21 protein-coding genes are annotated in these 24669 nt (G+C 59.4%); 6 read left to right on the top strand and 15 right to left on the bottom strand.

Going from position 1 to position 24669, the window contains the following annotated elements:
- Window positions 1-19: 19 nt before the first annotated feature.
- Both QZR14_RS04150 and QZR14_RS04145 read right to left on the bottom strand, forming a co-directional pair.
- Entirely contained in the window at window positions 20-1378 is a 1359-nt protein-coding gene (locus QZR14_RS04150) for a glutamine synthetase family protein (protein WP_007967993.1), read from the bottom strand.
- A 92-nt stretch (window positions 1379-1470) separates the two neighbouring features.
- Window positions 1471-1827, bottom strand: a complete 357-nt coding sequence (locus QZR14_RS04145; protein ID WP_311995953.1) for a glutamine amidotransferase — start codon at window positions 1825-1827, stop codon at window positions 1471-1473.
- A gap of 278 nt (window positions 1828-2105) precedes the next feature.
- Between QZR14_RS04145 and QZR14_RS04140 the strand changes: the two genes are divergently transcribed.
- Complete coding sequence (locus QZR14_RS04140; protein ID WP_123454445.1) at window positions 2106-3482, top strand: glutamine synthetase family protein; 1377 nt, start codon at window positions 2106-2108, stop codon at window positions 3480-3482.
- Between the two features lie 229 nt (window positions 3483-3711).
- Window positions 3712-4338, top strand: coding sequence for a TetR/AcrR family transcriptional regulator (locus QZR14_RS04135; protein WP_311995952.1), 627 nt, complete (start codon window positions 3712-3714; stop codon window positions 4336-4338).
- A gap of 167 nt (window positions 4339-4505) precedes the next feature.
- Here the strand turns inward: QZR14_RS04135 and QZR14_RS04130 are convergent, their stop codons facing one another.
- From QZR14_RS04130 to argE, 11 genes are all read right to left on the bottom strand, one after another.
- Window positions 4506-4721 carry a TOBE domain-containing protein gene (locus QZR14_RS04130; RefSeq protein ID WP_007967989.1) on the bottom strand — a complete coding sequence of 72 codons (216 nt, stop codon included), beginning with the start codon at window positions 4719-4721 and terminating at the stop codon, window positions 4506-4508.
- Between the two features lie 27 nt (window positions 4722-4748).
- Window positions 4749-5567: an aliphatic sulfonates ABC transporter ATP-binding protein gene (gene ssuB / locus QZR14_RS04125; protein WP_311995951.1), complete on the bottom strand. Its 819-nt coding sequence runs from the start codon at window positions 5565-5567 to the stop codon at window positions 4749-4751.
- Complete coding sequence (gene ssuC / locus QZR14_RS04120) at window positions 5564-6346, bottom strand: aliphatic sulfonate ABC transporter permease SsuC (protein ID WP_311995950.1); 783 nt, start codon at window positions 6344-6346, stop codon at window positions 5564-5566. Before ssuC ends, ssuB begins: the two co-directional genes overlap by 4 nt.
- Before the next feature lie 8 nt (window positions 6347-6354).
- Complete coding sequence (gene ssuD / locus QZR14_RS04115; RefSeq protein ID WP_250605755.1) at window positions 6355-7503, bottom strand: FMNH2-dependent alkanesulfonate monooxygenase; 1149 nt, start codon at window positions 7501-7503, stop codon at window positions 6355-6357.
- A 25-nt stretch (window positions 7504-7528) separates the two neighbouring features.
- Complete coding sequence (locus QZR14_RS04110) at window positions 7529-8494, bottom strand: sulfonate ABC transporter substrate-binding protein (protein WP_250605754.1); 966 nt, start codon at window positions 8492-8494, stop codon at window positions 7529-7531.
- Window positions 8495-8583: 89 nt separating this feature from the next.
- On the bottom strand, window positions 8584-9177 hold the full coding sequence (gene ssuE, locus QZR14_RS04105; RefSeq protein ID WP_250605753.1) for an NADPH-dependent FMN reductase: 594 nt from the start codon (window positions 9175-9177) through the stop codon (window positions 8584-8586).
- Between the two features lie 283 nt (window positions 9178-9460).
- Complete coding sequence (locus QZR14_RS04100) at window positions 9461-10099, bottom strand: peroxiredoxin (RefSeq protein ID WP_311995949.1); 639 nt, start codon at window positions 10097-10099, stop codon at window positions 9461-9463.
- Window positions 10100-10408: 309 nt separating this feature from the next.
- Window positions 10409-11776, bottom strand: coding sequence for an OprD family porin (locus QZR14_RS04095; protein WP_250605752.1), 1368 nt, complete (start codon window positions 11774-11776; stop codon window positions 10409-10411).
- A 415-nt stretch (window positions 11777-12191) separates the two neighbouring features.
- Window positions 12192-13520 (bottom strand): OprD family porin, encoded by a 1329-nt coding sequence (locus QZR14_RS04090; RefSeq protein ID WP_311995948.1) that lies wholly within the window; start codon window positions 13518-13520, stop codon window positions 12192-12194.
- Window positions 13521-14090: 570 nt separating this feature from the next.
- Entirely contained in the window at window positions 14091-15392 is a 1302-nt protein-coding gene (gene argA, locus QZR14_RS04085; protein ID WP_103302491.1) for an amino-acid N-acetyltransferase, read from the bottom strand.
- 238 nt (window positions 15393-15630) lie between these two features.
- Entirely contained in the window at window positions 15631-16776 is a 1146-nt protein-coding gene (argE, locus tag QZR14_RS04080; RefSeq protein WP_250605750.1) for an acetylornithine deacetylase, read from the bottom strand.
- Between the two features lie 155 nt (window positions 16777-16931).
- On the opposite strand from argE, the gene QZR14_RS04075 reads away from it, so the two are divergent.
- Entirely contained in the window at window positions 16932-18302 is a 1371-nt protein-coding gene (locus QZR14_RS04075) for a CYTH domain-containing protein (RefSeq protein WP_311995947.1), read from the top strand.
- 139 nt (window positions 18303-18441) lie between these two features.
- On the opposite strand, the gene QZR14_RS04070 is transcribed toward QZR14_RS04075, so the two are convergent.
- The gene (locus QZR14_RS04070; protein WP_016983809.1) at window positions 18442-18906 is read right to left on the bottom strand and encodes an Lrp/AsnC family transcriptional regulator; all 465 of its coding nucleotides are present in this window, start codon (window positions 18904-18906) and stop codon (window positions 18442-18444) included.
- 126 nt (window positions 18907-19032) lie between these two features.
- Here QZR14_RS04070 and QZR14_RS04065 point away from each other — a divergent pair, with 126 nt between their 5' ends.
- From QZR14_RS04065 to QZR14_RS04055, 3 genes are all read left to right on the top strand, one after another.
- Window positions 19033-19371, top strand: coding sequence for a hypothetical protein (locus QZR14_RS04065; RefSeq protein WP_250605748.1), 339 nt, complete (start codon window positions 19033-19035; stop codon window positions 19369-19371).
- Window positions 19372-19463: 92 nt separating this feature from the next.
- Complete coding sequence (locus QZR14_RS04060; protein ID WP_311995946.1) at window positions 19464-21248, top strand: GspE/PulE family protein; 1785 nt, start codon at window positions 19464-19466, stop codon at window positions 21246-21248.
- 66 nt (window positions 21249-21314) lie between these two features.
- Window positions 21315-21635, top strand: a complete 321-nt coding sequence (locus QZR14_RS04055; RefSeq protein WP_171057234.1) for a DUF2388 domain-containing protein — start codon at window positions 21315-21317, stop codon at window positions 21633-21635.
- Window positions 21636-21764: 129 nt separating this feature from the next.
- Here the strand turns inward: QZR14_RS04055 and gcvP are convergent, their stop codons facing one another.
- Complete coding sequence (gene gcvP, locus QZR14_RS04050; RefSeq protein ID WP_311995945.1) at window positions 21765-24638, bottom strand: aminomethyl-transferring glycine dehydrogenase; 2874 nt, start codon at window positions 24636-24638, stop codon at window positions 21765-21767.
- Window positions 24639-24669 lie beyond the last annotated feature (31 nt).

Here is a 24669-nt window from a genome sequence, read left to right as displayed (position 1 = left end):
GCCAGCCGCGCCCGGCGTATCAGACGGCGAAGAGCAGGTACTCACGCTCCCAGGAACTGATCACGCGCTTGAAGTTTTCATGCTCGGCCCGTTTTACCGCGACGTAGCCAGTGATGAAGGTTTTGCCCAGGTACTTCTCGATGGTCGCGCTGTTTTCCATACGTTCCAGCGCATCTTCGATGGTCAGCGGCAGGCGCAGGTTGCGGCGTTCGTAACCACGACCAACCACTGGCGCACTCGGGTTGAGGCCTTCGACCATGCCGATGTAACCGCAGAGCAGGCTCGCGGCAATCGCCAGGTACGGGTTGGCGTCGGCACCCGGCAGGCGGTTTTCCACGCGGCGGTTCTGCGGGCCGGCATCCGGTACGCGCAGGCCCACAGTACGGTTTTCTTCGCCCCACTCAACGTTCACCGGCGCTGAGGTGTCCGGCAGGAAGCGGCGGAACGAGTTGACGTTCGGTGCGAACAGCGGCAGCAATTCCGGGATCAGTTTCTGCAGGCCACCGATGTGGTGCAGGAACAGCTGGCTCATGGTCCCGTCTTCATTAGAGAAGACGTTCTTGCCGGTTTCGATGTCGATGATGCTCTGGTGCAAGTGCATGGCACTGCCCGGCTCGCCGGTCATTGGCTTGGCCATGAAGGTCGCGGCCACGTCGTGTTTGAGCGCGGCTTCACGCATGGTGCGTTTGAACACCAGAATCTGGTCGGCCAGCGACAGGGCGTCGCCGTGACGGAAGTTGATTTCCATCTGCGCCGTGCCGTCCTCGTGGATCAGCGTGTCGAGATCCAGCTCCTGCAGTTCGCACCAGTCGTAGACGTCTTCGAACAGCGGGTCGAATTCGTTCGCCGCTTCAATGGAGAACGACTGACGACCGATTTCAGGACGGCCCGAGCGACCAATCGGCGGCTGCAACGGATAGTCAGGGTCGTCGCTGCGCTTGGTCAGGTAGAACTCCATTTCCGGCGCCACGATCGGCTGCCAGCCCTTGTCGGCATAAAGCTTGAGGACTTTCTTGAGCACGTTGCGCGGCGACAGCTCGATCGGGTTGCCTTGCTTGTCGTAGGTATCGTGGATTACCTGAGCTGTTGGCTCGATAGCCCATGGCACCAGGTACACGGCGTTCTGGTCGGGACGGCAGATCATGTCGATGTCGGCCGGGTCGAGCAGTTCGTAATAGATGTCGTCTTCGACGTAGTCGCCGGTCACGGTCTGCAACAGCACGCTTTCTGGCAGGCGCATGCCTTTTTCGGCGATGAACTTGTTGGTCGGCGAAATCTTGCCCCGGGTGATGCCGGTCAAGTCGCCGATCATGCATTCGACTTCTGTGATCTTGTGGTCTTTCAACCAATCGGTGAGCTGGTCGAGGTTGTTACTCATAAATGCCTCTGGGCTGAGTCTCCTGACGTGACGTCAGGCAAAGTGTGACGCCTGGGCGTCGCGTTAAGGGGGCTTGCTCGCGCAGTACCGGCTTACGCCTGGCACCGCGCATAGACAATGAAAGAGGAGCTTACCTGCCCTTTACGCTGGCGTTGCATTTCCTGTGCACACTGAAGGCGTGCAGAATCATGAGCACGACTGGAGAAGCGGCACAGGCTTTGAGGGTGAAAGCGATCTATATTGGAAGGAGACGCCATAAACAGGATGCTTTCCCGTACGTCCAGAATATCGGACGCTGGCACTTGAACGGCCATGGACGGGAACATCGTCGCTAACGGGCGAGCCATGCTGGCTGCGCTACCGACGGATTTGTCGCCACTGATGTGATGAGCATGCAGACCGGACTGTTGCGAGCAGTCGGTGATGCCGATTAACGGCAGGCGAGACATGAAGCACCCCGGTATTATTGCTGTTATGGGTTTGATCGGAGCTTAGCCTTGTTCATTTTTTTACACAACACCCCCGTAAAAAATACAACACGGCCTGCTCAAGCCCGCGGGTGGCACGCCTCCCAAGGACAAAAAACCGCCCAAAAATGCCCCATAAATGCCCTCGCAGCGCTTTTTTAGGGCAAAAAAGGCCTCGCTTGACTTCGGCAGGCCGTTCGGGTTGACTGAAACCAGAAAAGATCAATGATTGATATTTTTAACAACAAAGGTGTTGCATCATGTCGGTACCCCCGCGTGCCGTTCAGCTTAACGAAGCGAACGCGTTCCTTAAGGAACATCCTGAGGTTCTGTACGTTGACCTTCTGATTGCGGATATGAATGGTGTGGTGCGCGGCAAGCGCATCGAACGCACCAGCCTCCACAAGGTTTACGAGAAAGGCATCAACCTGCCGGCCTCTCTATTTGCTCTGGATATCAATGGCTCTACGGTGGAAAGCACCGGCCTGGGCCTGGACATCGGCGACGCCGATCGTATCTGCTATCCAATCCCCGACACCCTGTGCAACGAGCCATGGCAGAAGCGCCCCACCGCGCAACTGTTGATGACCATGCACGAACTCGAAGGCGACCCGTTCTTCGCCGATCCGCGCGAAGTGCTCCGTCAAGTTGTTGCAAAGTTTGACGAGCTGGGCCTGACCATCTGCGCAGCATTCGAACTCGAGTTCTACCTGATCGACCAGGAAAACGTGAACGGCCGTCCACAGCCGCCACGCTCGCCGATCTCCGGCAAACGTCCGCACTCGACACAGGTTTACCTGATCGACGACCTCGACGAATACGTCGACTGCCTCCAGGACATTCTGGAAGGTGCCAAAGAGCAAGGCATCCCGGCCGATGCCATCGTCAAGGAAAGTGCCCCGGCGCAGTTCGAAGTGAACCTGCACCACGTCGCCGACCCGATCAAGGCATGCGACTACGCCGTCCTGCTCAAGCGTCTGATCAAGAACATCGCCTACGACCATGAAATGGATACCACCTTCATGGCCAAGCCTTATCCAGGCCAGGCAGGCAACGGTTTGCACGTACACATTTCGATTCTGGACAAGGCCGGCAAGAATATCTTTGCCAGCGAGGATCCCGAGCAGAACGCCGCGCTGCGTCACGCGATCGGCGGTGTGCTCGAGACCCTGCCCGCGCAGATGGCTTTCCTCTGCCCGAACGTCAACTCCTACCGTCGTTTCGGCGCGCAGTTCTACGTGCCGAACTCGCCGTGCTGGGGGCTGGACAACCGCACCGTGGCGATTCGCGTACCGACCGGTTCTGCCGATGCCGTGCGGATCGAACACCGCGTAGCCGGTGCCGATGCCAACCCGTACCTGTTGATGGCTTCGGTTCTGGCGGGTGTGCACCACGGTCTGACCAACAAGATCGAGCCGGGCGCCCCGGTCGAAGGCAACAGCTACGAGCAGAACGAGCAGAGCCTGCCGAACAACTTGCGCGATGCCCTGCGCGAGCTGGACGACAGCGAGGTGATGGCCAAGTACATCGATCCGAAGTACATCGATATCTTCGTCGCCTGCAAGGAAAGCGAGCTGGAGGAGTTCGAACACTCCATTTCCGACCTTGAGTACAACTGGTATCTGCATACCGTTTAAGCGGATTGCAGCTTCAAAAAAAACGCCGTTGGCTAATTCAGCCAGCGGCGTTTTTTTATGGCCGCCTGCGGCGGTTCGCTGGCAAGCCAGCTCCCACAGGGTTGTGTTGCGTACTCAAATCTTGTGTTCGACACAGATACCTGTGGGAGCTGGCTTGCCAGCGATGGCGGTCGACAAGACAACACGGAACCCGCCTCGTACAATGCCCGCTGCCCCGCAGGAGACTTCCATGACGCGACCCGCCCCCGTCCGCAAACCCCGTGCCCGCAGTCAGGCGCGCATCGACTCGATACTCGACGCCGCACGCACACTGCTGGCGACCGAGGGTGTGGCCAGTCTGTCGATCTACAGCGTCGCCGAGCGCGCGCAGATTCCGCCCTCCTCCGTGTACCACTTCTTCGCCAGCGTGCCGGCGTTGCTCGAAGCGCTGACCGCCGATGTGCACGCCGCGTTCCGCGCCTGCCTGCAAGCGCCGATCGATCACGAGGCCCTGCGTGACTGGCGTGATCTGTCGCGACTGGTCGAGCAAAGGATGCTGGAGATCTACGACGAAGACGCGGCGGCTCGGCAGTTGATCCTCGCGCAACATGGTCTGACCGAAGTGACTCAGGCTGATCGGCAACACGACATCGAACTGGGCGCCTTGATGCACAAGTTGTTCGACCATCACTTCGAGCTGCCGAGGTTGCCGGAGGATGTCGACGTGTTTGCCCTGGCGATGGAATTGGGTGACCGGGTTTATGCGCGTTCGGTGCAGCAGCATGGGCAAATCACACCGCGCATGGCCGAAGAAGGGATGCGCGTGTTTGATGCCTATATCGGGTTGTATCTGCCGCCGTATCTACCCAAGCGCTGAGACATGATCGTTCCCACGCTCTGCGTGGGAATGCAGCCCGTGACGCTCCGCGTCACTGGACGCGGAGCGTCCCAAGAGGCATTCCCACGCGGAGCATGGGAACGATCGCCAGACACAAAAAACCCCGAAGGGCTTACGCCTTTCGGGGTTGTTTTTTACTCACAGGCTTACAACTTGGCGATCGACACCTCGGTGGATTTCACAAAGGCGATCACTTCGCTGCCCACCGCCAGTTCCAGCTCCTTGACCGAACGCGTGGTGATCACCGAAGTGACGATACCTGAAGCGGTCTGCACGTCGATTTCCGACAGCACGTCGCCGAGGACGATTTCCTTGATCGAGCCTTTGAACTGGTTACGGACGTTGATGGCTTTGATAGTCATGGCAATGATTCCTGTCGTTTGCTTGAGTTATTGAGCCCAACGCAGTTGCGTAGGCAGTGGTGAAACAGGTTCCGGCGCCGGCGGCTCGCCGGGCAGGGACAGAACACGTTTGAGCACTTCGGTTTCCAGCGCCGCCAGGCGATGCGAACCGCGTACCCGCGGGCGCGGCAGTTCGACATGCAGGTCGAGGCCGACTTCGCCGTCCTCGATCAGAATCACCCGGTCGGCAATCGCCACCGCTTCGCTGACGTCGTGGGTCACCAACAGCACCGTGAAGCCATGTTGCTGCCAGAGACGTTCGATCAGTTGCTGCATTTCAATGCGGGTCAGCGCGTCCAGCGCGCCGAGCGGTTCGTCGAGCAACAGCAGGCGCGGTTGATGGATCAGTGCCCGTGCCAGCGCAACACGCTGTTTCTGTCCACCGGACAGCGCTGCCGGCCACTCATTGGCACGATCCGCCAGCCCTACCGCTTCCAGCGCTGCCAATGCTTGCGGGCGCCAGTGGCCTGTGAGGCCGAGGCCGAGGCCGAGGCCGACGTTGTCGATGATCTTCTTCCACGGCAGCAAACGTGCTTCCTGGAACATCAATCGGGTGTCTTCCCGCGCATCGCTCAGGGGCGCAGCACCAGCCAGCAGGTCACCACCAGTCGGTTGATCTAGGCCGGCGAGCAAGCGCAGCAAGGTACTTTTGCCGCAACCGCTACGCCCGACCACGGCGACGAATTGCCCCGCTGGAATGTGCAGATCGATGTCGCGCAGCACCTGCCGCGCACCGAAGGTTTTCTGCAGATTGCGCACCACCAGCGGAATCCCGCGCAGCAGGCGTGGAGGTTGTTGAGCGGTCATGCCGCACCTCCTTTGGCAACCTGATAAGCCGGATGCCAGCGCAACCACACACGCTCAAGTCCACGGGCGGCGAGGTCGGCGAGTTTGCCGAGTACCGCGTAAAGCAGGATCGCCAGCACCACCACGTCGGTCTGCAAGAACTCGCGAGCATTCATCGCCAGATAGCCGATGCCGGAGCTGGCGGAAATGGTTTCGGCGACGATCAGCGTCAGCCACATAAAGCCGAGGGCGAAACGCACACCGACCAGAATCGAAGGCAACGCACCCGGCAGGATCACCTGCCAGAACAGGCTGGGCCCGGACAGGCCATAACTGCGCGCCATCTCCACCAGCGCCGGGTCGACGTTGCGAATGCCGTGGTAGGTGTTGAGGTAGATCGGGAACAGCGTGCCCAACGCCACCAGAAAAATCTTCGCCGACTCGTCAATGCCGAACCACAGAATCACCAGCGGAATCAGCGCCAGGTGCGGCACGTTTCGGATCATCTGCACCGAGCTGTCGAGCAGGCGCTCGCCCCATTTCGACAGGCCGGTGATGAAACCCAAAACCAGACCGATGCTGCCGCCGATGGTGAAACCGAGGGCCGCACGCCAGCCACTGATCGCCAGATGCGTCCAGATTTCACCACTGCGCACCAGGCTCACGCCGGCTTCGATCACCGCCACCGGTGCCGGCAGAATCCGTGTCGACAACCAACCCGCCGACACCGACAACTGCCACACCGCCAACAGCAACACCGGCAATGCCCAGGGTGCGAGGCTGTGGATGATTTTGTTCATGGCGCGCCTCAGCTCTGCGACGCGGCTTTGGGAAGAATGTCGTTGGCGACCATCTCGCCAAACGGACTGACGTAACCGGCACTTTTCGGCAGTTCCGGGCGCTCGACATCGAGGTGCGGGAACAGCAGCTCAGCGACGCGATACGACTCTTCGAGGTGTGGATAACCGGAGAAGATGAAAGTGTCGATGCCCAGATCGGCGTATTCCTTCACGCGCGCCGCCACGGTCGGACCATCGCCGACCAGCGCGGTCCCGGCACCGCCACGCACCAGACCGACACCGGCCCAGAGGTTCGGACTGACTTCGAGATTGTCGCGGCTGCCGCCATGCAGAGCAGCCATGCGTTGCTGGCCGACCGAATCGAAACGCGCCAGCGAAGCTTGGGCACGGGCGATGGTGTCGTCGTCCAGGTGCGAGATCAAACGATCCGCCGCTTGCCACGCTTCAGCGTTGGTTTCACGGACGATCACGTGCAGACGAATGCCGAAGCGCACGGTACGGCCGAGCTTGGCGGCTTTGGCGCGCACCTGTTCGATCTTCTCCGCTACTGCTGCGGGCGGCTCACCCCAGGTCAGGACCATTTCCACTTGCTCGGCGGCCAAGTCCTGTGCGGCTTCCGACGAGCCACCGAAGTACAACGGCGGACGCGGTTGCTGGATTGGCGGATAGAGCAGCTTGGCCCCCTTCACGCTGATGTGTTCGCCGTCGTAATCAACGGTTTCGCCTTCGAGTACACGACGCCAGATACGGGTGAATTCCACCGAGGCCTGATAGCGCTCTTCGTGGCTGAGGAACAGACCGTCGCCGGCCAATTCTTCCGGGTCACCGCCGGTGACCAGATTGAACAGCGCACGACCGCCGGACAGACGATCCAGCGTAGCCGCCTGACGCGCCGCGACCGTCGGGGAAATGATCCCGGGGCGCAGGGCAACGAGGAATTTCAGACGCTGGGTCACCGGAATCAGCGATGCTGCCACCAGCCACGAGTCTTCGCAGGAGCGCCCGGTAGGGATCAGCACACCGCCAAAGCCCAGACGATCCGCCGCTTGCGCGACCTGTTGCAGATAACCGTGGTCGACGGCACGAGCGCCTTCGGCGGTGCCAAGGTAATGGCCGTCGCCGTGGGTAGGCAGGAACCAGAAGATATTGAGGCTCATGGAGTGGTCTCCTTGGGGATTCGAATTACTGCGCTTTAGCCACAGCGGCCGGTGGTGTCCAGATCACGTCCTTGATGCTCAGCGGTTTGGGAATCAGCTTGAGCTGGAAGAACGTGTCAGCGATTTTCTGTTGTGCGGCGACCACTTCCGGGGTCAGGAACAGCGCGCCGTAGCCTTGGCGTTTGACCGAAGTCAGGGTGATGTCCGCCGGCAGGCCGAGCAGTGGCGCGACTTGCTGGGTCACGTCTTCAGGGTTGGCCTTCGACCACTCGCCGACTGCGCGCACTTCCTCGACGAGGGTCTTGATCACCTCGGGATTTTTCTGCGCATAAGGCTTGGTCGCGAGATAGAACTGGTGGTTGTCGACGATGCCTTTGCCGTCGCGCAGGGTGTGCGCTTGCAGTTGTTTCTCGGCGGCCGCCTGGTACGGATCCCAGATCACCCAGGCGTCGACGCTGCCCCGTTCGAACGCGGCGCGAGCATCGGCGGGCGGCAGGAATACAGTTTGAATGTCAGAGTATTTGAGGCCGGCGTCTTCGAGTGCACGCACCAGCAGGTAGTGGACATTGGAGCCTTTGTTCAGGACGACTTTCTTGCCCTTGAGATCGGCCACCGATTTGATCGGCGAGTCTTTCGGCACGAGGATCGCTTCACTGTTCGGTGCTGGCGGTTCGTAGGCGACGTAAAGCAGATCGGCGCCGGCCGCTTGAGCGAAGACTGGCGGGGTTTCGCCGGTGACGCCAAAGTCGATCGAGCCGACGTTCAGGCCTTCAAGCAGCTGCGGGCCGCCGGGGAATTCAGTCCATTGCACGTCGACGCCTTGAGCGGCAAGACGCTTTTCCAGCGTGCCTTTGGCTTTGAGCAGCACCAGCGTGCCGTACTTCTGATAACCGATCCGAAGGGTCTCGGCTTGAGCTTGAGTGATGGCGCCGAAGGTGACAGCCGCAGCAAACAGAGCGACCAGACCACGACGCAAAAATACAGTGCGCATAGCGCTCTCCTTTTTGCTGTTGGGTTTTGGCTGCACCTGCTTGCCCGTTAGCGGGCGAGTAAGGCCAGTACTTCAAATTTCGATGAGGCTTAAATGCTCCAGCGAGCACTCAACAAACGTTCGTTCAACAGGCCCGGCTCCAGCGGTTTCGGCCGGCGGGCCATGGCGCTGACAAACTGATCCAGCGCTTCATACAGTCGCTGCTCCAGCGCCGGTGCCAATTGCGCTGCAGCACTGCCTTCGCCGTAAGCGATCTGGCTGTCCTCGGCAAAAATCCCCTGAAGCATTTCCTGGGCTTTCAGCGCCGACAGCACCGGTTTGAGTGCGTAATCGACCACCAGCATGTGGGCGATGCTGCCGCCGGTGGCCATTGGCAAGACAATCTTGTGGTTCAAGGCGCGCTCCGGGAGCAGATCCAGCAGCGTCTTCAACGCGCCGGAAAACGAAGCCTTGTACACCGGTGTGGCGATCAACAGGCCGTCGGCGTTTTCGATCTGTTGCAGCAGGTCGAGCACTTTCGGGCTGTCGAAGCGGGCATGGAGCAAATCTTCGGCCGGGAAGTCCCGCACCTGATAACTCACCACTTCCACGCCTTGCTGCTGCAACCAACGTTGCGAGCGCTCCAGCAGCACCCCGGAGCGGGAGCGCAGGCTGGGACTGCCACCAAGTGAGACGACCAGCATTGAGACTATTCCTTAAGCGTTACAGGCGATTCGCAGGTTGCGATCTCGCTTCGATGGGAGTGACCTTACCAGCTCATTTATATATCCATAAATCATATTTATTCATTTGGTTATGCGTTTTGGAGATATACGGATCAGGTTATTCAAGACGAAAAAAAAGGCCGTCGAAACGGCCTGAAATCCCCTGCTATGTGGATGCCTCGAAAAGATCGCAGCCTGCGGCAGCTCCTACACGGACCGAAATCCCCCTGTAGGAGCTGCCGCAGGCTGCGATCTTTTGATCTTAACGATTCGGCTGTGGCGTCAGGCGCAGATACGGCTTCACCGCGCGATAACCCTTCGGAAAGCGCTGCTTGATCTCTTCCTCATCCTTGAGCGACGGCACGATCACCACCTCTTCACCGTCCTGCCAGTTGGCCGGGGTGGCCACCTTGTAGTTGTCGGTGAGTTGCAGCGAATCGATCACCCGCAGAATCTCGTGGAAGTTGCGCCCGGTGCTCGCCGGGTAGGTGATGGTCAGGCGAATCTTCTTGTTGGGATCGATGACGAACAGCGAACGCACGGTCAGCGTGTCGTTGGCGTTCGGGTGAATCAGGTCATACAGATCCGAAACCTTGCGATCGGCATCGGCCAGGATCGGGAAGTTGACGACGGTGTTCTGGGTTTCGTTGATGTCTTCGATCCACTTATGGTGTGAGTCCACCGGGTCGACCGACAGCGCGATGGCTTTGACGCCGCGTTTGCTGAACTCATCCTTGAGCTTGGCGGTGAAGCCCAGCTCCGTGGTGCACACCGGGGTGAAGTCCGCCGGGTGGGAGAACAGCACGCCCCAGCTATCGCCCAGCCATTCGTGGAAACGAATCTTGCCGGCGCTGGAATCCTGTTCGAAATCGGGGGCGATGTCGCCGAGTCTGAGGCTCATGGTCCTGCTCCTGATGAGTTGTTCGAAACCTCAACTCTAGCCCGGGTTTTGCCATCGTGAAAAAGAATAAATAAATAGATATCTAGATCATTAGTGAATATTAAACTTCTGTTCACTGGACGCTGGCAGGCATCCCAACGAACATCGGTCGCAAGGTTCGAGAAGGCCTTGAGTTGCTGTAAAGAGGGAAATCTCGAGGAGGGCTTACGGGGGTGAGCCTGACTCGAAAACGCAAAAGCCCCGTCCGGCGCGATGCCGGACGGGGCTTTTTTACATCAGGCTTTTTACATCAGATACAGGAGCGCGCTATTACAACAGCGGGATCGAGTAGCTGACGATCAGGCGGTTTTCGTCCTGGTCACGCTGACCTGGGATGTCGTTGCGCCACATAGCGTTTTTCCACATCACGCCAACGTTTTTCAGCGGGCCTTCAGGTACTACGTAACCAACGGTGATGTCGCGTTCCCACTCGGAACGGCCGGTCGCGTTGGTGCTGACTTGACGGTCGCCGACTTTACCGGTGGTGTCGATGTTATCGCCACGCAGGTAAACCACGCCGGCGGTCAGGCCTGGTACGCCAACTTTGGCGAAGTCGTACGAGTAGCGAGCTTGCCAGGTACGTTCACCTGCGCGAGCGAACTTGGCGATCTGCATGTCGGTGGTGATGTAAGCCGACGAGCCGTCACCCTGGTTCAGCCAAGGGAAGTCGCTGTTGCCGTTGCTGACCTGATAACCGCCACCGAAGGTGTGACCTTCAACGGTGTACAGGAACAAGCCGCTGTACAGGTTGTTGTCTACCTTGCCTTTGGTGATGCCAGTGCCGTAGTCACCGGTGGTGTAGTAGGCAGGGTCGTTACCGTTGGCGCCATCGTCACGGCTGTTGAAGTAACGGAAGTCAGACTTCAATACACCCGGGCCGATTGCCCAGTTGTGCACCAGACCCAGGAAGTGCTGCTTGTAGTAATCCTGCAGATTGCCGTAGTAGTACTGGGCAGTCAGGTCTTTGGTGATTTTGTAGTCGCCACCACCGTAGATGAACTTGTTGCTGTCACGACCGGCAGCGGTGTGAGCGTTGGAGCCAGCAATCGACAACTCTTCGTTGTTGCTGGAGTTACGGCCCTTGGCGTGCTCGATTTGACCAGCAACCAGCGTCAGATCCTTGATCTCGCTCGAAGTGATCTGGCCACCCTGGAAGGTTTGCGGCAGCATACGACCGTCGTTGGTCACGATGACCGGCAGTTTTGGCTGCAGGGTGCCCAATTTCAGTTCGGTCTGAGAGATCTTGGCTTTGGCAGTCAAACCCAGGCTGGAGAAGTTGTCGACCGCTTCACCGTTGGACTTGCTCGGGAATACAGTACCGCCATAGGAGGTCGACGTAGCACCGTTGGTGCCGCCACCCGAGTCCAGACGCACGCCCACCAGGCCGATGGCGTCGATACCGAAGCCTACGGTGCCTTGGGTGTAACCGGAGATGAAACGCAGATCGAAGCCTTGGCCCCATTCTTCTTGCTTGTTCTGAGCCTTGGCAGCTTTGGTATCGCCATCACGGTTATCAGTGTTGATGTAGAAGTTACGCAGCCCCAAAGTAGCTTTGCTGTCTTCGATGAAACCGGCGGCGCCTGCCTGCTGCGCCATAACCCCTACGGCCACAGCCAGGGCCAAGGTGGACTTGTTCATGTATCGCTCCTCTCGTTTCTAATTTTTTGCTTTTTTTACGGTCGGTTCCGGATCGATTGCCCGAAATCCTCAACGCTTGATCGCGACGGACCATTACCCCCAGTCAAAGCCGCGAAAGGATACCTCGGCATAGTCTTGAAAAGAATTGTTTCACTCTTTTTCAGAGCATCCAGGCATATATAAAGGCAACGCAGACTGGAGGTATCGGCTTCAACACCGATTCCTGAACCCTTCAGATTGTCGAGGGACAAAAATGCCAAAACACCGCAGCGTCTTTTGAATGCTGGACGGGTCTACTTTAGGCTTTCGCCGAAGAACATAAAAAGAATAAAAAGAGCAATAAGGCTTAGATTTTGGAATATAGAAAAAAGCGCAAAAAAAACCTTGCCGAGCGGCAAGGTTTTTTCAGGACTTGTTACAGGAAGCTGTAGGTGTAGTTGAAGATCAGGCGAGTCTGATCCTGATCGGCAATATTGATTTCGCTGCCGCGATAAACACCATTGCGCAAAGTCACACCAAAACCTTTGAGAGCACCCTGCTGAATGGTGTAATCGATACGCATGTCCCGTTCCCACTCGGACATATCGCTGCCGGTGCCATTCGTTGCCTTGATGTTGTCGCCATACAGGTAAGCGATCGAAGCTTTGAGGCCCGGTACACCCAGACCTGCGAAGTCGTAGGAGTACTGACCGAAGGTGGTGTTTTCACCGGCACGAACGAAACCGTTGATCATGGAGTCGGTGAACAGGTAGAAACTGGCGCCACCGGCACCTTCAGGGCGACCGTTGCCATCGACCACGTTGCCTTGGTTCAGGTAAACGAAGCCACCGTCATCGTTGACGCGTTGATGGCCAAGCAAGAAGGCATTGCCACCCAAGGTATAGGTGAACATGGCGCTCCAGGTCTTGTTATCGACCTCGCCCGGGGTCTTGGCATAACCACCGTTGTTATTGAAGCGGTAGCCTGCGTCCCCGTTCTTGCCATCGGAGCTGCTGTCGAAATAGCGGATATCGGTCTTGAACGACTGGTTGGTGCCGATCGGAAGCACATGTACCAGACCAAAGAAGTTCTGCTTGTAATAATCCTGCAGGTTCGAATGGTAGTACTGCAGGGTCAGGTCTTTGGTGACCTTCCAATCAGCACCGGCATAGCGGAACTGGTTGCTGTCCTGCGTCCCCCCGGCCACAGCGAGGCCGGTGCTGTTTGTCGAGGCGCGACCCACAGCGTGCTCGAGCTGACCAGCATTGAAGGTAACGTTGTCGATTTCCTTGGAGGTGATCGTGCCACCCTCGAAGGTTTGAGGCAGCAGACGGCTATCGTTCGCAACCAGAATCGGCAAGCTAGGTTGCAGAGCGCCACCCAGGTGAGCTTCGGTCTTGGACAGACGAGCCTTGACGTTACCCGCTACGCGGCTCCAGGACTGCGTTGCTGAACCGTCGGAATCACTTGGGCTGAACGAGTTATTGTCTGGGTGGTGCCCACGACCACCATCCAGGTGAATGCCGCTGAGCGCCTGCACATCAAGACCAAACCCGACCGTGCCCTGAGTGAAGCCGGACAGGTAATCAAACTTGAAGCCCTGCGCGGCTTCTCTCTGATCTGCGCCGCCATCACGGTTGTCGTTGTTGAAATACATGGTGCGGGAACTGATAGAAGCCTTGCTGTCTTCGATGAAACCCGCGGCACCTGCCTGCTGCGCCAATACCCCAAAGGCCACAGCCACGGCCAAGGTGGACTTATTCATTGTTAAGCTCCTCTCGTTTCTAATTCTTGTTGACCTGGCCCGGATCGATGCCCGGGTTCCAAAGGTTTGCGATTAGCGCCAGAGCGTGACCCACAAGTCAATCGTAACTTTGTGTGTCTACGACCAAGGTCTAATCAGCGGTTTTTTGGTCCATGCAGATTCATGAGCTCGTCATGAATCTGAAAAGAATGGATGCCTTCTTTTCTAATACCCTTTAGGAATTTAAAGCCCGTATTTGCACGCTCTGGTGCTCCCCCCCAACAACGCGCCGATCAATTCCTGAAGAGTATTAAGCTGCCCTGTCTGAACGGATTTGCCCTGAAACAATCCTGTAACAGTTTCATCACCCAGCAGCCAACCCAGCGCACTATCCGGATCAATTGTTACAGTTTGTGTGTCGGGAGATTTTTTTCACGCACGGCGCTGCCGCCGTCCCTGCCGGAATGCACAAAGTCATTTCAGGCGGGGATTTCAGCGGAGGGAATCAGAAGGAGAGGTTGAGACAGGAATGCACAACAGGTGCAGCGATGTGGGGACTTTAGCCTGCCCCACTCGCCACACCCTGATTAATCAAAGGGTCTTTTCGAAGATCTTCGAATTGCGCTGATAGTTGTACAGCGACGCCCGCGCCGCTGGCAGGCGTTCAACGCTGCTCGGTTCGAAGCCGCGCTCGCGGAACCAGTGCGCGGTACGGGTAGTGAGGACGAACAGTGTCTTCAAGCCCTGCGCCCGCGCGCGGGTTTCGATGCGTTCCAGCAGCTCATCACCGCGACCGCCATGGCGATACTCCGGATTCACCGCCAGGCACGCCAGTTCACCAGCGTCGGAATCGGCAATCTGATACAACGCCGCGCAAGCGATGATCATCCCTTCACGCTCGACCACGCTGAACTGCTCGATCTCGCGCTCCAGCACTTCACGCGAGCGACGCACCAGAATCCCCTGCTCTTCCAGCGGGCTGATCAGGTCGAGCAAGCCGCCGACGTCTTCAATCGCCGCTTCGCGCACCAGTTCGAATTGTTCTTGAGCGACCAGCGTACCGCCACCGTCACGGGTGAACAGTTCGGTCAGCAGCGCGCCGTCTTCGGCGTAACTGACGATATGGCTGCGCGCCACACCGCCACGGCAGGCCTCGGCGGCGGCATCGAGCAGTTCCGCCTGATAATTGCTGCTGCCCAGACGCTGCAAATGCGCCGGTACTTGCTGTGGACGCAACTCGCGCACCAGTTTGCCGTTCTCGTCGATCAGACCGAGGTCAGCACCGAACAGCAGCAGTTTGTCCGCGCCCAGATCGATGGCGGCGCGGGTGGCGACGTCTTCGCAGGCGAGGTTGAAGATTTCACCGGTCGGCGAGTAGCCCAGCGGCGACAGCAGGACGATCGAGCGTTCGTCGAGCAGGCGATTGATGCCCTTGCGGTCGACCCGGCGCACTTCGCCAGTGTGGTGATAGTCAACGCCTTCAAGCACGCCAATCGGCCGCGCGGTAACGAGGTTGCCGCTGGCCACGCGCAGACGCGAGCCCTGCATCGGCGACGACGCCATGTCCATCGACAAACGCGCTTCGATGGCGATGCGCAATTGGCCAACCGCATCGATCACACATTCCAGGGTCGCGGCATCGGTGATGCGCATGCCGTGGTGGTAATGCGGGGTCAGGCCACGTGCGGCTAGACGGGTTTCAATTTGCGGGCGCGAACCGTGCACCAGCACCAGGCGCACGCCGAGGCTGTGCAGCAGGACGATGTCGTGGACGATGTTGCCGAAATTCGGATGCTCCACGCCGTCGCCGGGCAGCATGACGACGAAAGTGCAGTCGCGGTGGGCATTGATGTACGGGGACGCGTGACGAAGCCAATTGACGTATTCGGGCATGAACCTGGGCCTGTAATAAATAGCAGCCGAAAAAGGGGCGAAACGGAAAACGCACAGCGGGCTGATGGTTATCGTCGGAACAGGCTTGGCGACACGCGCGCTCTCCTCATGAATACGGGGTGGATTACCACTAATTTAACAGCCCACCCCTGTAGGAGCTGCCGAAGGCTGCGATCTTTTGATCTTCAAAACAAAATCAAAAGATCGCAGCCTTCGGCAGCTCCTACAAGGGATGCGTTCAATTCTTCAGGCAGTAATGTTCAATCAGTTGCCGTAATAGATGCACGGTAGGCTGCAAACGTGACATTTCAAGGTACTCGCCGGGCTGATGCGCACAGGCAATGTCACCGGGGCCGAGCACGATGGTTTCGCAGCCAAGGCGCTGAAGATAAGGCGCTTCGGTGCCGAACGCTACTGCTTCGGCGCAGTGGCCGGTGAGCTTTTCGGCGATGCGCACCAGTTCGGCATCTTCAGACTGCTCGAACGACGGCACTTCCGGGAACAAAGGTTTGTAGTCGATCTTCACCTGATGCCGCTCAGCCACCGGGTTGAGTTTGCGCAGAATCTCCGCACGCAGGACTTTCGGGTCCATACCCGGCAATGGCCGCAGATCGAACTCCAGCGAACACTGGCCGCAGATACGGTTGGGATTGTCGCCGCCGTGGATGCAGCCGAAGTTCATCGTCGGTTGCGGCACGCTGAACTGCGGATTGTTGAATTCACGCTGCCACAGCAGACGCAGGCCGCGCAGTTCGCCGATCGCATCGTGCATGGCTTCGAGCGCGCTATGGCCCAGACGCGGATCCGACGAATGGCCGCTCTGCCCGAGAATGTCGATGCGCTCCATCATGATGCCTTTGTGCATGCGGATCGGCTTGAGCCCGGTCGGCTCGCCGATCACCGCCGCACGGCCCAGCGGGCGCCCGGCCTCGGCCAGAGCACGGGCACCGGACATCGAGCTTTCTTCATCGCAGGTGGCGAGGATCAGCAGCGGTTGCTTGAACGGTTGATCAAGCAGTGGCTGCACCGCTTCGATGATCAAGGCAAAAAAGCCCTTCATGTCGCAACTGCCCAAGCCGACCCAGCGGCCATCGACTTCGGTGAGCTTCAGCGGATCGGTCTGCCACAACGCATCGTCGTACGGCACCGTGTCGCTGTGCCCTGCCAGCACCAGCCCGCCGGGGCCGCTGCCGAAACTGGCGAGCAGGTTGAATTTGCCGGGGCTGACCTGCTGGATATCGCAGCTGAAACCCAGGTCACCCAGCCAACCGGCGAGCAAATCGATCACCGCACGGTTGGACTGGTCGAGGTTCGGTTGGGTGCAGCTGACCGATGGCGCGGCGATCAGCGCAGCGAACTGGTCTTGCATGGACGGCAAAGGCATCGCTGACTCCAACTCCCGAATTGAAGTCCATCATAGAACCATCCGGCGTCAGGAATAAACCGCCGCAGGGCGTAGGAAGTTTGAGTCCTGTACACTGCACGGCCTTGGCAGCCACATATTCCCTGGCTGCGCTCCCGATCCTGGATTTTCCGGCCATGCAGAAAGAAACCGAAATCAAACTCCGCGTCAGCCGCGAAACCCTCGCCGCCCTGCGCGAGCACCCGCTACTGAAAAAACGCAACAAAAGTGGCTGGGAACGCCGTGAGTTGATGAACCAGTACTTCGACACCCCCGAGCGCGATCTGGCCCAGGCCAAAGTCGCCCTGCGCCTGCGCAAGGACGGTGACGAAGTGATTCAGACCCTCAAGACCCGTGGCCAGAGCGTTGCCGGTCTGTCCGAACGCAATGAATACGACTGGAAATTGCCGAAAGCCAAGCTCGACGTGAAAAAACTCGACGGCGAATGCTGGCCCGAGTCGCTGGCCGAGCTGGACAAGAAAACCCTGAAGCCAATCTTCACCACCGATTTCGTCCGCGAACGCGCCGAAATCGCCTGGGGCCGTGGCAAAACCAAAGTGGTCATTGAAGCCGCGCTGGACCTCGGTCACGTGGTAGTCGGCAAACAGAAAGAAGAAATCTGTGAGCTGGAACTGGAATTGCGCGAAGGTGAGCCTGCCGCGCTGCTGGAACTGGCCGCCGAGCTGGCCGAAACCCTGGCACTGATGCCGTGTGACATCAGCAAGGCTGAGCGTGGCTATCGCCTGTACGACGCCAACAGTTACTCGCTGAGCCTGCCGGCGCCGGAGCTGACCCCGGAAACCCAACTCGACGACGCCTTCGCTGCGCTGAGCTGGCACTTGCTCGGCAGCAGCCAGCGTCTGGCTGAACAGTACCGTTTCAACGGCCACTGGCGCCTGTTGCTCGACTGGGTCGAAAACCTCGCCGAAATGCGCGCCCTGCTCAGCAGCCTCGGCCAGGCCGCGCCGCGTCAGTCGACTCACGATTTGCGCGTCGCGCTGGATGCGTTGCTGGAAGACTGGCGTCCGCTGGTGCAAGCCGGTATCGAAGATGAAGACGTACGCAAGGCTGCGCCGGAGCAGTTCCTGGAAGAACTCGAAGATCCGCGCTGGGGCCTGTTCTCGCTGAGCACGTCGCGCTGGCTGCTGGCTCGCACCTGGACCGCCGACCGCAACGTTCGTGGTAACCGTCAGGGCGGTGCGCAGTTGCACAGCTGGTTGCCACGCCTGTTGGGCGAAGAAGCCACGGCGCTGCAATTGCAGCGTTATCAGCAGCAGCCGGAAGATCTGGCTGAACAACTGCCGCGTATCGAGCGCATTCAGGTCTGGCTGCACCACGCACGTAATGTGCTGGATATCGCGGAAATGGATCGCCTGTACGGCGAGCTGAACAAACTGGCGCAACTGGCCAACGAGCCGACGATCACTGATGAACTGCTCGATGCACGCAAGCAGCAGGCGATTGCGGTTTACCAGAATCGCGCATGGAAAATGCTCCTGCGCATGTGACACCTCTGTGATGATCGTTCCCACGCTCCGCGTGGGAATGCAGCCCGGGACGCTCCGCGTCCCAAAGCGGACGCAGAGCGTCCATTGAGGCATTCCCACGCAGAGCGTGGGTACGATCAGTCAGTCTTTTGCTTTTCTGCTAGACCGGCAGGCTGGTGGTGGACTTGATCTCCGACAGCGCCACAATCGAATTCACTTCCTGAATCCCCGGCACCAGCGAAAGCTTCTCAAAGAAGAACCGCTCATACGCCTCGATGTCCGCCGCGACAATCCGCAGCAAAAAATCCACCGCGCCCATCAGCACATAACACTCCAGCACTTCCGGAAAGCCGCGAATCGCCTCGGTAAACTCGGTGAAGTTCGAACGCCCGTGGGCATTGAGTTTGATCTCGGCGAAGATCTGCGTGTTCAGGCCAATCTTCTTGCGATCAAGCAAGGTCACCTGGCCACGAATGATCCCCTCCTCCTTCATCCTCTGAATCCGCCGCCAGCAAGGCGATTGCGACAGGCCGACTTGCTCGGCGATCTGCGCACTCGAGAGCGATGCGTCCTCTTGCAGCAGGGCGAGAATCTTGCGGTCGTAACTGTCCAGCTCGCTGTGCATAGAAAAACCTTAATAACCGGGTTATGCGAATTGATCTTTTCAACAAGACGCCAATAACGCCGATCATAGCCAAGAAATACCCAGCACCGAATGTAAAAATTCCTCCAGAAATTTTGGAGACTCACCATGCCGCACCTCGAAGCCGTCACCACCGCGCCAACCCGCGCCGATGTCTGGAATGTCAGCAACGCTCATTGCCTGGCGCAGTATCAGATCCTCGCCGAGGCCGAGCCGGATCTGCTGGTGCGGGTGCTCAACCTGTTCGCGCTGCAGTTCCTCACGCCCGAGCAGGTCAATGTGCAGCGCATGGATGATCTGCTTTCGATCGACCTGGTCATGGGCGGGCTGAGCTGGCATCGCGCGCAGGTGATCGCGGAAAAACTTCGTAATCTGGTCAGCGTCTGTTCGGTGAACCTGCAAAACGCCGACAGTGCTTGGGAAGCGCCAGCGCAAGCGGCCGGCTGACAAATCCGGCAACGGCTTCGTCGGGTAGTGGCCCAACGGTCTGCAGGGCCGCGACTATCCTTTTGCGCACTGTCGTTCAAAAGGAAGCCCGCATGTCCGTTCAATTTGCCACTCAGGACCGCTGGCTGGATCTCAACGAGGTGTTGCGTGAACTGGTCGCCCAAGGCTTTATCGGCCAGGACGCGGCCGAGCAGGCGCTGAATGCCCGCCGTCGCCATGCCGCCCACGGCCAGAAGCATCCACTGGAGTTCATCGCCAGCCAGCAACTCGACGACCTCAGCCGGCCAGGCAAACACCTCGACCTGGAAAGCCTGACCCTGTGGCTGGCCCAGCAGGCCGGCCAACCGTACCTGCGCATCGACCCGCTGAAGATCAACGTCGCCGCCATCACGCCGTTGATGTCTTACGCCTTTGCGCAGCGACACAAGATTCTCGCCGTGGCGGTCGACCGCGATTCGGTTACCGTGGCCAGCGCCCAGCCTTACGTCACCGGTTGGGAGGCCGATCTCACCCACGTATTGAAGCTGCCGATCAGACGGGTGGTGGCCAACCCGGCGGATATCCAGCGCTTCAGCGTCGAGTTCTTCCGCCTGGCCAAATCGGTCAGTGGCGCCAGCAATGCCGATGCCCAGAGCGGCAACCTCGGCAACTTCGAACAACTGCTCAACCTCGGCGCCAGCGATCAGGAGCCGGACGCCAACGACGCGCACATCGTCAACATCGTCGACTGGCTGTTCCAGTACGCCTTCCAGCAGCGCGCCAGTGATATCCACATCGAACCGCGGCGCGAACAAGGCACCGTGCGCTTTCGCATCGACGGCGTGCTGCACAACGTCTATCAATTCCCGCCGCAGGTGACCATGGCGATTGTCAGTCGCCTGAAAAGCCTCGGGCGGATGAACGTCGCCGAGAAGCGCAAACCCCAGGACGGCCGGGTCAAGACCAAGACCCCGGACGGCGGCGAAGTCGAGTTACGGCTTTCAACGCTGCCCACCGCGTTTGGCGAAAAAATGGTCATGCGGATTTTCGACCCGGAAGTGCTGCTCAAGGATTTCGATCAACTGGGTTTCAGCGCCGACGATTTGCGCCGCTGGCAAGACATGACCCGCCAGCCCAACGGCATCATTCTGGTCACCGGGCCGACCGGCTCAGGCAAAACCACCACGCTGTACACCACACTGAAAAAACTGGCGACGCCGGAGGTCAACCTGTGCACCATCGAGGACCCGATCGAAATGGTCGAACCGGCGTTCAACCAGATGCAGGTGCAACACAACATCGACCTGAGTTTCGCTGCCGGGGTGCGCGCGCTGATGCGGCAAGACCCGGACATCATCATGATCGGCGAGATCCGCGACCTGGAAACCGCTGAAATGGCGATTCAAGCAGCGCTCACCGGGCACCTGGTGTTGTCGACTCTGCACACCAACGACGCCCCCAGCGCCATCAGCCGTCTGCTCGAACTCGGCGTGCCGCATTACCTGATAAAAGCCACCGTGCTCGGCGTCATGGCCCAGCGCCTGGTGCGCACCTTGTGTCCGCATTGCAAGGCACCGCTGACGCTCGAAGACGAAGACTGGCAAACCCTGACCCGCCCGTGGCAAGCACCGTTGCCGGGTAATGCGCAACGGGCCATCGGTTGCGTGGAATGTCGCGACACCGGTTATCGCGGCCGCGCCGGGGTCTACGAGATCATGCAACTGAGCGACAGCCTCAAGGCGTTCATCACCCCGGACGCCGACCTCACCGCGATTCGCCGACAGGCGTTCAAGGAAGGCATGCGCAGTTTGCGATTGTCCGGGGCGCAGAAAGTCGCGGCGGGGCTGACGACGGTGGAAGAAGTGCTGCGGGTGACGCCGCAAAGCGAGCAGAAATAGGCCGCCACGGAACCGGATCGGGGAAATGGCGATCCAAGGCCCTAGTTAACCCCCAGGAGTCATCTCATCATGCGTCTCAAACTTGCTGTCGCCACTCTGGCCTTGCTGTCCCTTCCCGTTGGTTCGGCCATGGCGGACAGCTTTTGGCGTAACGTCATCTCGTCCGGTGCCACCACCGGTTCGACTTACCTGACCTTCAAGGATCACAAGCTGATCATCGCCGCACAGGACGATGCCGGCAGTTTCGTTGCCAGTGATGGCGGCATTCGCGGGCCATATCTGGAAGCCGCAATGCAGAAAGTCCGCGCCGACAATCCGGGCCTGCAGGCGACCGATATGGAATTGGCGAATGCGATCCTGGCGAAGAACGCGGTGGCTTCCGAGTAAGCCTGGCCCCAACAAAAATGCCGCTCGATCGAGCGGCATTTTTTTAAAGCAAAATCAAAAGATCGCAGCCTTCGGCAGCTCCTAAAAGGATCAGGGTAGGAGCTGCCGAAGGCTGCGATCTTTTGATCTTCAGCGGTAATCGTCCACCGGGACACAGGCGCAAAACAGGTTGCGATCGCCGTAAACGTTATCCACCCGATTCACCGCCGGCCAATACTTGTGCGCCTTGGTGTGCGCGTCGGGGGTGATGCCTTGTTCAATACTGTAAGGCCGCTCCCAAACCCCGGTGACATCCGCCAGGGTATGCGGTGCCCGTTTCAACGGGTTGTCCTCGGCCGGCCAGTTGCCATTCTGCACTTCGGTGATTTCTGCGCGAATACTCAGCATGGCGCCGATAAAACGATCCAGTTCCGCTTTCGACTCGCTCTCGGTCGGCTCGACCATCAAGGTGCCCGGCACCGGGAAGGACATGGTCGGCGCATGGAAACCGTAATCCATCAGGCGCTTGGCGACGTCTTCTTCGCTGATCCCGGTCAGCGCTTTCAAGGGCCGCAGGTCGAGAATGCATTCGTGAGCCACGCGCCCGTTGCGCCCGGTGTACAACACCGGGAACGCACCCGATAAATGCTCGGCCAGATAGTTCGCCGCCAGAATCGCCACTTCGCTGGCATCCGCCAGTTGCGGGCCCATCATGGCGATGTACATCCAGCTGATTGGCAAAATGCTCGCACTGCCCCAGGGCGCCGCGCTGACCGCGCCGTTCTGCGCCAGTGGCCCGTCGATCGGCACCACCGGGTGATTGGCGACGAACGGCGCCAGATGCGCACGAACACCGATCGGCCCCATGCCTGGCCCACCGCCGCCATGGGGGATGCAGAAGGTCTTGTGCAAATTCATGTGCGACACATCAGCGCCGATGTCCGCCGGCCGCGCCAGCCCGACCTGCGCATTGAGGTTGGCGCCGTCCATGTAGACCTGACCGCCATGCTTGTGGATAACCTCGCAGATCTCGCTGATGCCCTCCTCGTACACACCGTGGGTCGACGGATAGGTCGCCATCAGGCATGACAACTTATCCCCAGCCTCGGCGGCTTTCGCTTTCAGATCCTCCAGATCGACGTTGCCCGCCTCGTCGCACTCGACGATCACTACGCGCATCCCGGCCATTTGCGCCGAGGCCGGGTTGGTGCCATGGGCCGAGGACGGAATCAGGCAGATCTCCCGCGCTCCCTGCTGACGGCTCTCGTGATACTTGCGGATCGCCAGCAACCCGGCGTACTCACCCTGAGCGCCAGAATTGGGCTGCATGCAGATCGCATCGAACCCGGTGATTGCGCACAGCCAACGCTCCAGTTCCTCGATCATCAGCGTATAACCGACTGCCTGCTCACGCGGCGCGAACGGATGCAGGTTGGCGAACTGCGGCCAAGTGATGGGGATCATTTCGCTGGTGGCGTTGAGTTTCATGGTGCACGAGCCCAACGGAATCATCGATTGATTGAGCGCCAGATCCTTGTTTTCCAGTTGTTTGAGATAGCGCAGCATCTCGGTTTCGCTGTGATGGGCGTTGAACACCGGGTGGCGCAGGTACGGTGTGTTGCGCTGGAGGTTGTCGGGGATGCCCGAAGTCAGGGGTTCCCCGTCGAGTTCCTCGACGTTCAACCCATGATCGGCGCCGAGCAGCACATCGAACAATTTCGCCACGGTGCGTTCATCGCAGGTCTCATCGAGGCTCAGCCCGACCCGACCGCGCCCGAGAATCCGCAGGTTGATCTGCGCAGCCTGGGCGCTTTCGATGATCGCCGTTTGCGCCCCGCCGACCTCCAGCGTCAGCGTATCGAAGAACTGCACATTGACCCGACTGATGCCCTTGCGCTCAAGCCCGGCGGCCAGAATGCAGGTCAGCCGATGCACGCGTTGGGCGATGCGTTTCAAACCTTCCGGCCCGTGATACACCGCGTAAAAACTGGCGATGTTGGCCAGCAGCACCTGGGCGGTGCAGATGTTCGAGTTGGCCTTCTCGCGGCGGATATGTTGCTCGCGGGTTTGCAACGCCATGCGCAACGCGACGTTGCCCCGGGCATCTTTCGACACGCCGATGATCCGCCCCGGAATCGCCCGTTTGTATTCCTCGCGGCTGGCAAAGAACGCCGCGTGCGGGCCGCCATACCCCATCGGCACGCCAAAGCGCTGCGATGAACCGAACACCACATCGGCGCCCAACTCACCCGGCGGCGTCAGCAATAGCAAACTGAGCAAATCCGTGGCGACGCAGGCCAGCGCTTGCTGCGCATGCAAGTGATCGATCAGCGGGCGCAGATCACGCACCTCGCCATGGGTATCGGGATACTGCAACAGCGCACCGAACACCTGGTGCAGTTTGAGGTTATCCACAGCATCGACGATCAATTCGAAGCCGAAACCTTCGGCGCGGGTCTGCACCACCGAAATGGTTTGTGGATGGCAGTTTTCATCGACGAAGAACAGATTGCTCTTCGCCTTCGCTACGCGCTTGGCCAGCGCCATGGCTTCCGCCGCCGCCGTGGCCTCATCGAGCAAAGACGCGTTGGCCAGTTCCAGACCGGTGAGGTCGATGGTCAGTTGCTGGAAATTCAGCAGGGCTTCGAGCCGGCCCTGGGCGATCTCCGGTTGATACGGGGTGTACGCGGTGTACCAGCCGGGATTTTCCAGGACGTTGCGCAAGATGACCGTGGGCGTGAGGGTGCCGTGATAGCCCATGCCGATCAGGCTGGTCCAGACCTGATTCTGCTCGGCGTAACCGCGCAGTTTGGCCAGCGCCGCTTGTTCGTCGAGGGCCGGTGGCAGATCCAGTGCGCGGTTAAGGCGGATGGCCGGCGGTACCGTCTGTTCGATAAGCTCAACCCGACTGCCAAGGCCGAGGCTGTCGAGCATCGCCTGCTGTTCGGCGGCATCGGGGCCGAGGTGACGGCGCAGGAAGGCATCGGGATCGCGTAACTGGCTCAGGGATGGCAACTGGGACATGACGGGCTCTCTCTAGGCTGGCGCTCGGCGT

Source organism: Pseudomonas sp. rhizo66, assembly GCF_031931925.1.
Lineage (GTDB): Bacteria > Pseudomonadota > Gammaproteobacteria > Pseudomonadales > Pseudomonadaceae > Aquipseudomonas.
Note: the sequence above shows the minus strand (reverse complement) of the source record. Positions and strands in the feature narration are given on the sequence as shown.

Excerpts from the sequence above, each read along its gene's own strand:
- argA (WP_103302491.1), bottom strand. The coding sequence starts at position 15,392 with ATGCCCGAATACGTCAATTGGCTTCGTCACGCGTCCCCGTACATCAAT.
- QZR14_RS04075 (WP_311995947.1), top strand. The coding sequence starts at position 16,932 with ATGCAGAAAGAAACCGAAATCAAACTCCGCGTCAGCCGCGAAACCCTC.
- QZR14_RS04100 (WP_311995949.1), bottom strand. The coding sequence starts at position 10,099 with ATGAGCCTCAGACTCGGCGACATCGCCCCCGATTTCGAACAGGATTCC.
- QZR14_RS04065 (WP_250605748.1), top strand. The coding sequence starts at position 19,033 with ATGCCGCACCTCGAAGCCGTCACCACCGCGCCAACCCGCGCCGATGTC.
- QZR14_RS04090 (WP_311995948.1), bottom strand. The coding sequence starts at position 13,520 with ATGAATAAGTCCACCTTGGCCGTGGCTGTGGCCTTTGGGGTATTGGCG.
- QZR14_RS04140 (WP_123454445.1), top strand. The coding sequence starts at position 2,106 with ATGTCGGTACCCCCGCGTGCCGTTCAGCTTAACGAAGCGAACGCGTTC.
- QZR14_RS04095 (WP_250605752.1), bottom strand. The coding sequence starts at position 11,776 with ATGAACAAGTCCACCTTGGCCCTGGCTGTGGCCGTAGGGGTTATGGCG.
- ssuE (WP_250605753.1), bottom strand. The coding sequence starts at position 9,177 with ATGCTGGTCGTCTCACTTGGTGGCAGTCCCAGCCTGCGCTCCCGCTCC.
- ssuB (WP_311995951.1), bottom strand. The coding sequence starts at position 5,567 with ATGACCGCTCAACAACCTCCACGCCTGCTGCGCGGGATTCCGCTGGTG.
- QZR14_RS04130 (WP_007967989.1), bottom strand. The coding sequence starts at position 4,721 with ATGACTATCAAAGCCATCAACGTCCGTAACCAGTTCAAAGGCTCGATC.
- QZR14_RS04150 (WP_007967993.1), bottom strand. The coding sequence starts at position 1,378 with ATGAGTAACAACCTCGACCAGCTCACCGATTGGTTGAAAGACCACAAG.
- ssuC (WP_311995950.1), bottom strand. The coding sequence starts at position 6,346 with ATGAACAAAATCATCCACAGCCTCGCACCCTGGGCATTGCCGGTGTTG.
- QZR14_RS04145 (WP_311995953.1), bottom strand. The coding sequence starts at position 1,827 with ATGTCTCGCCTGCCGTTAATCGGCATCACCGACTGCTCGCAACAGTCC.
- QZR14_RS04070 (WP_016983809.1), bottom strand. The coding sequence starts at position 18,906 with ATGCACAGCGAGCTGGACAGTTACGACCGCAAGATTCTCGCCCTGCTG.
- gcvP (WP_311995945.1), bottom strand. The coding sequence starts at position 24,638 with ATGTCCCAGTTGCCATCCCTGAGCCAGTTACGCGATCCCGATGCCTTC.
- QZR14_RS04135 (WP_311995952.1), top strand. The coding sequence starts at position 3,712 with ATGACGCGACCCGCCCCCGTCCGCAAACCCCGTGCCCGCAGTCAGGCG.
- QZR14_RS04110 (WP_250605754.1), bottom strand. The coding sequence starts at position 8,494 with ATGCGCACTGTATTTTTGCGTCGTGGTCTGGTCGCTCTGTTTGCTGCG.
- ssuD (WP_250605755.1), bottom strand. The coding sequence starts at position 7,503 with ATGAGCCTCAATATCTTCTGGTTCCTGCCTACCCACGGCGACGGCCAT.
- argE (WP_250605750.1), bottom strand. The coding sequence starts at position 16,776 with ATGCCTTTGCCGTCCATGCAAGACCAGTTCGCTGCGCTGATCGCCGCG.
- QZR14_RS04060 (WP_311995946.1), top strand. The coding sequence starts at position 19,464 with ATGTCCGTTCAATTTGCCACTCAGGACCGCTGGCTGGATCTCAACGAG.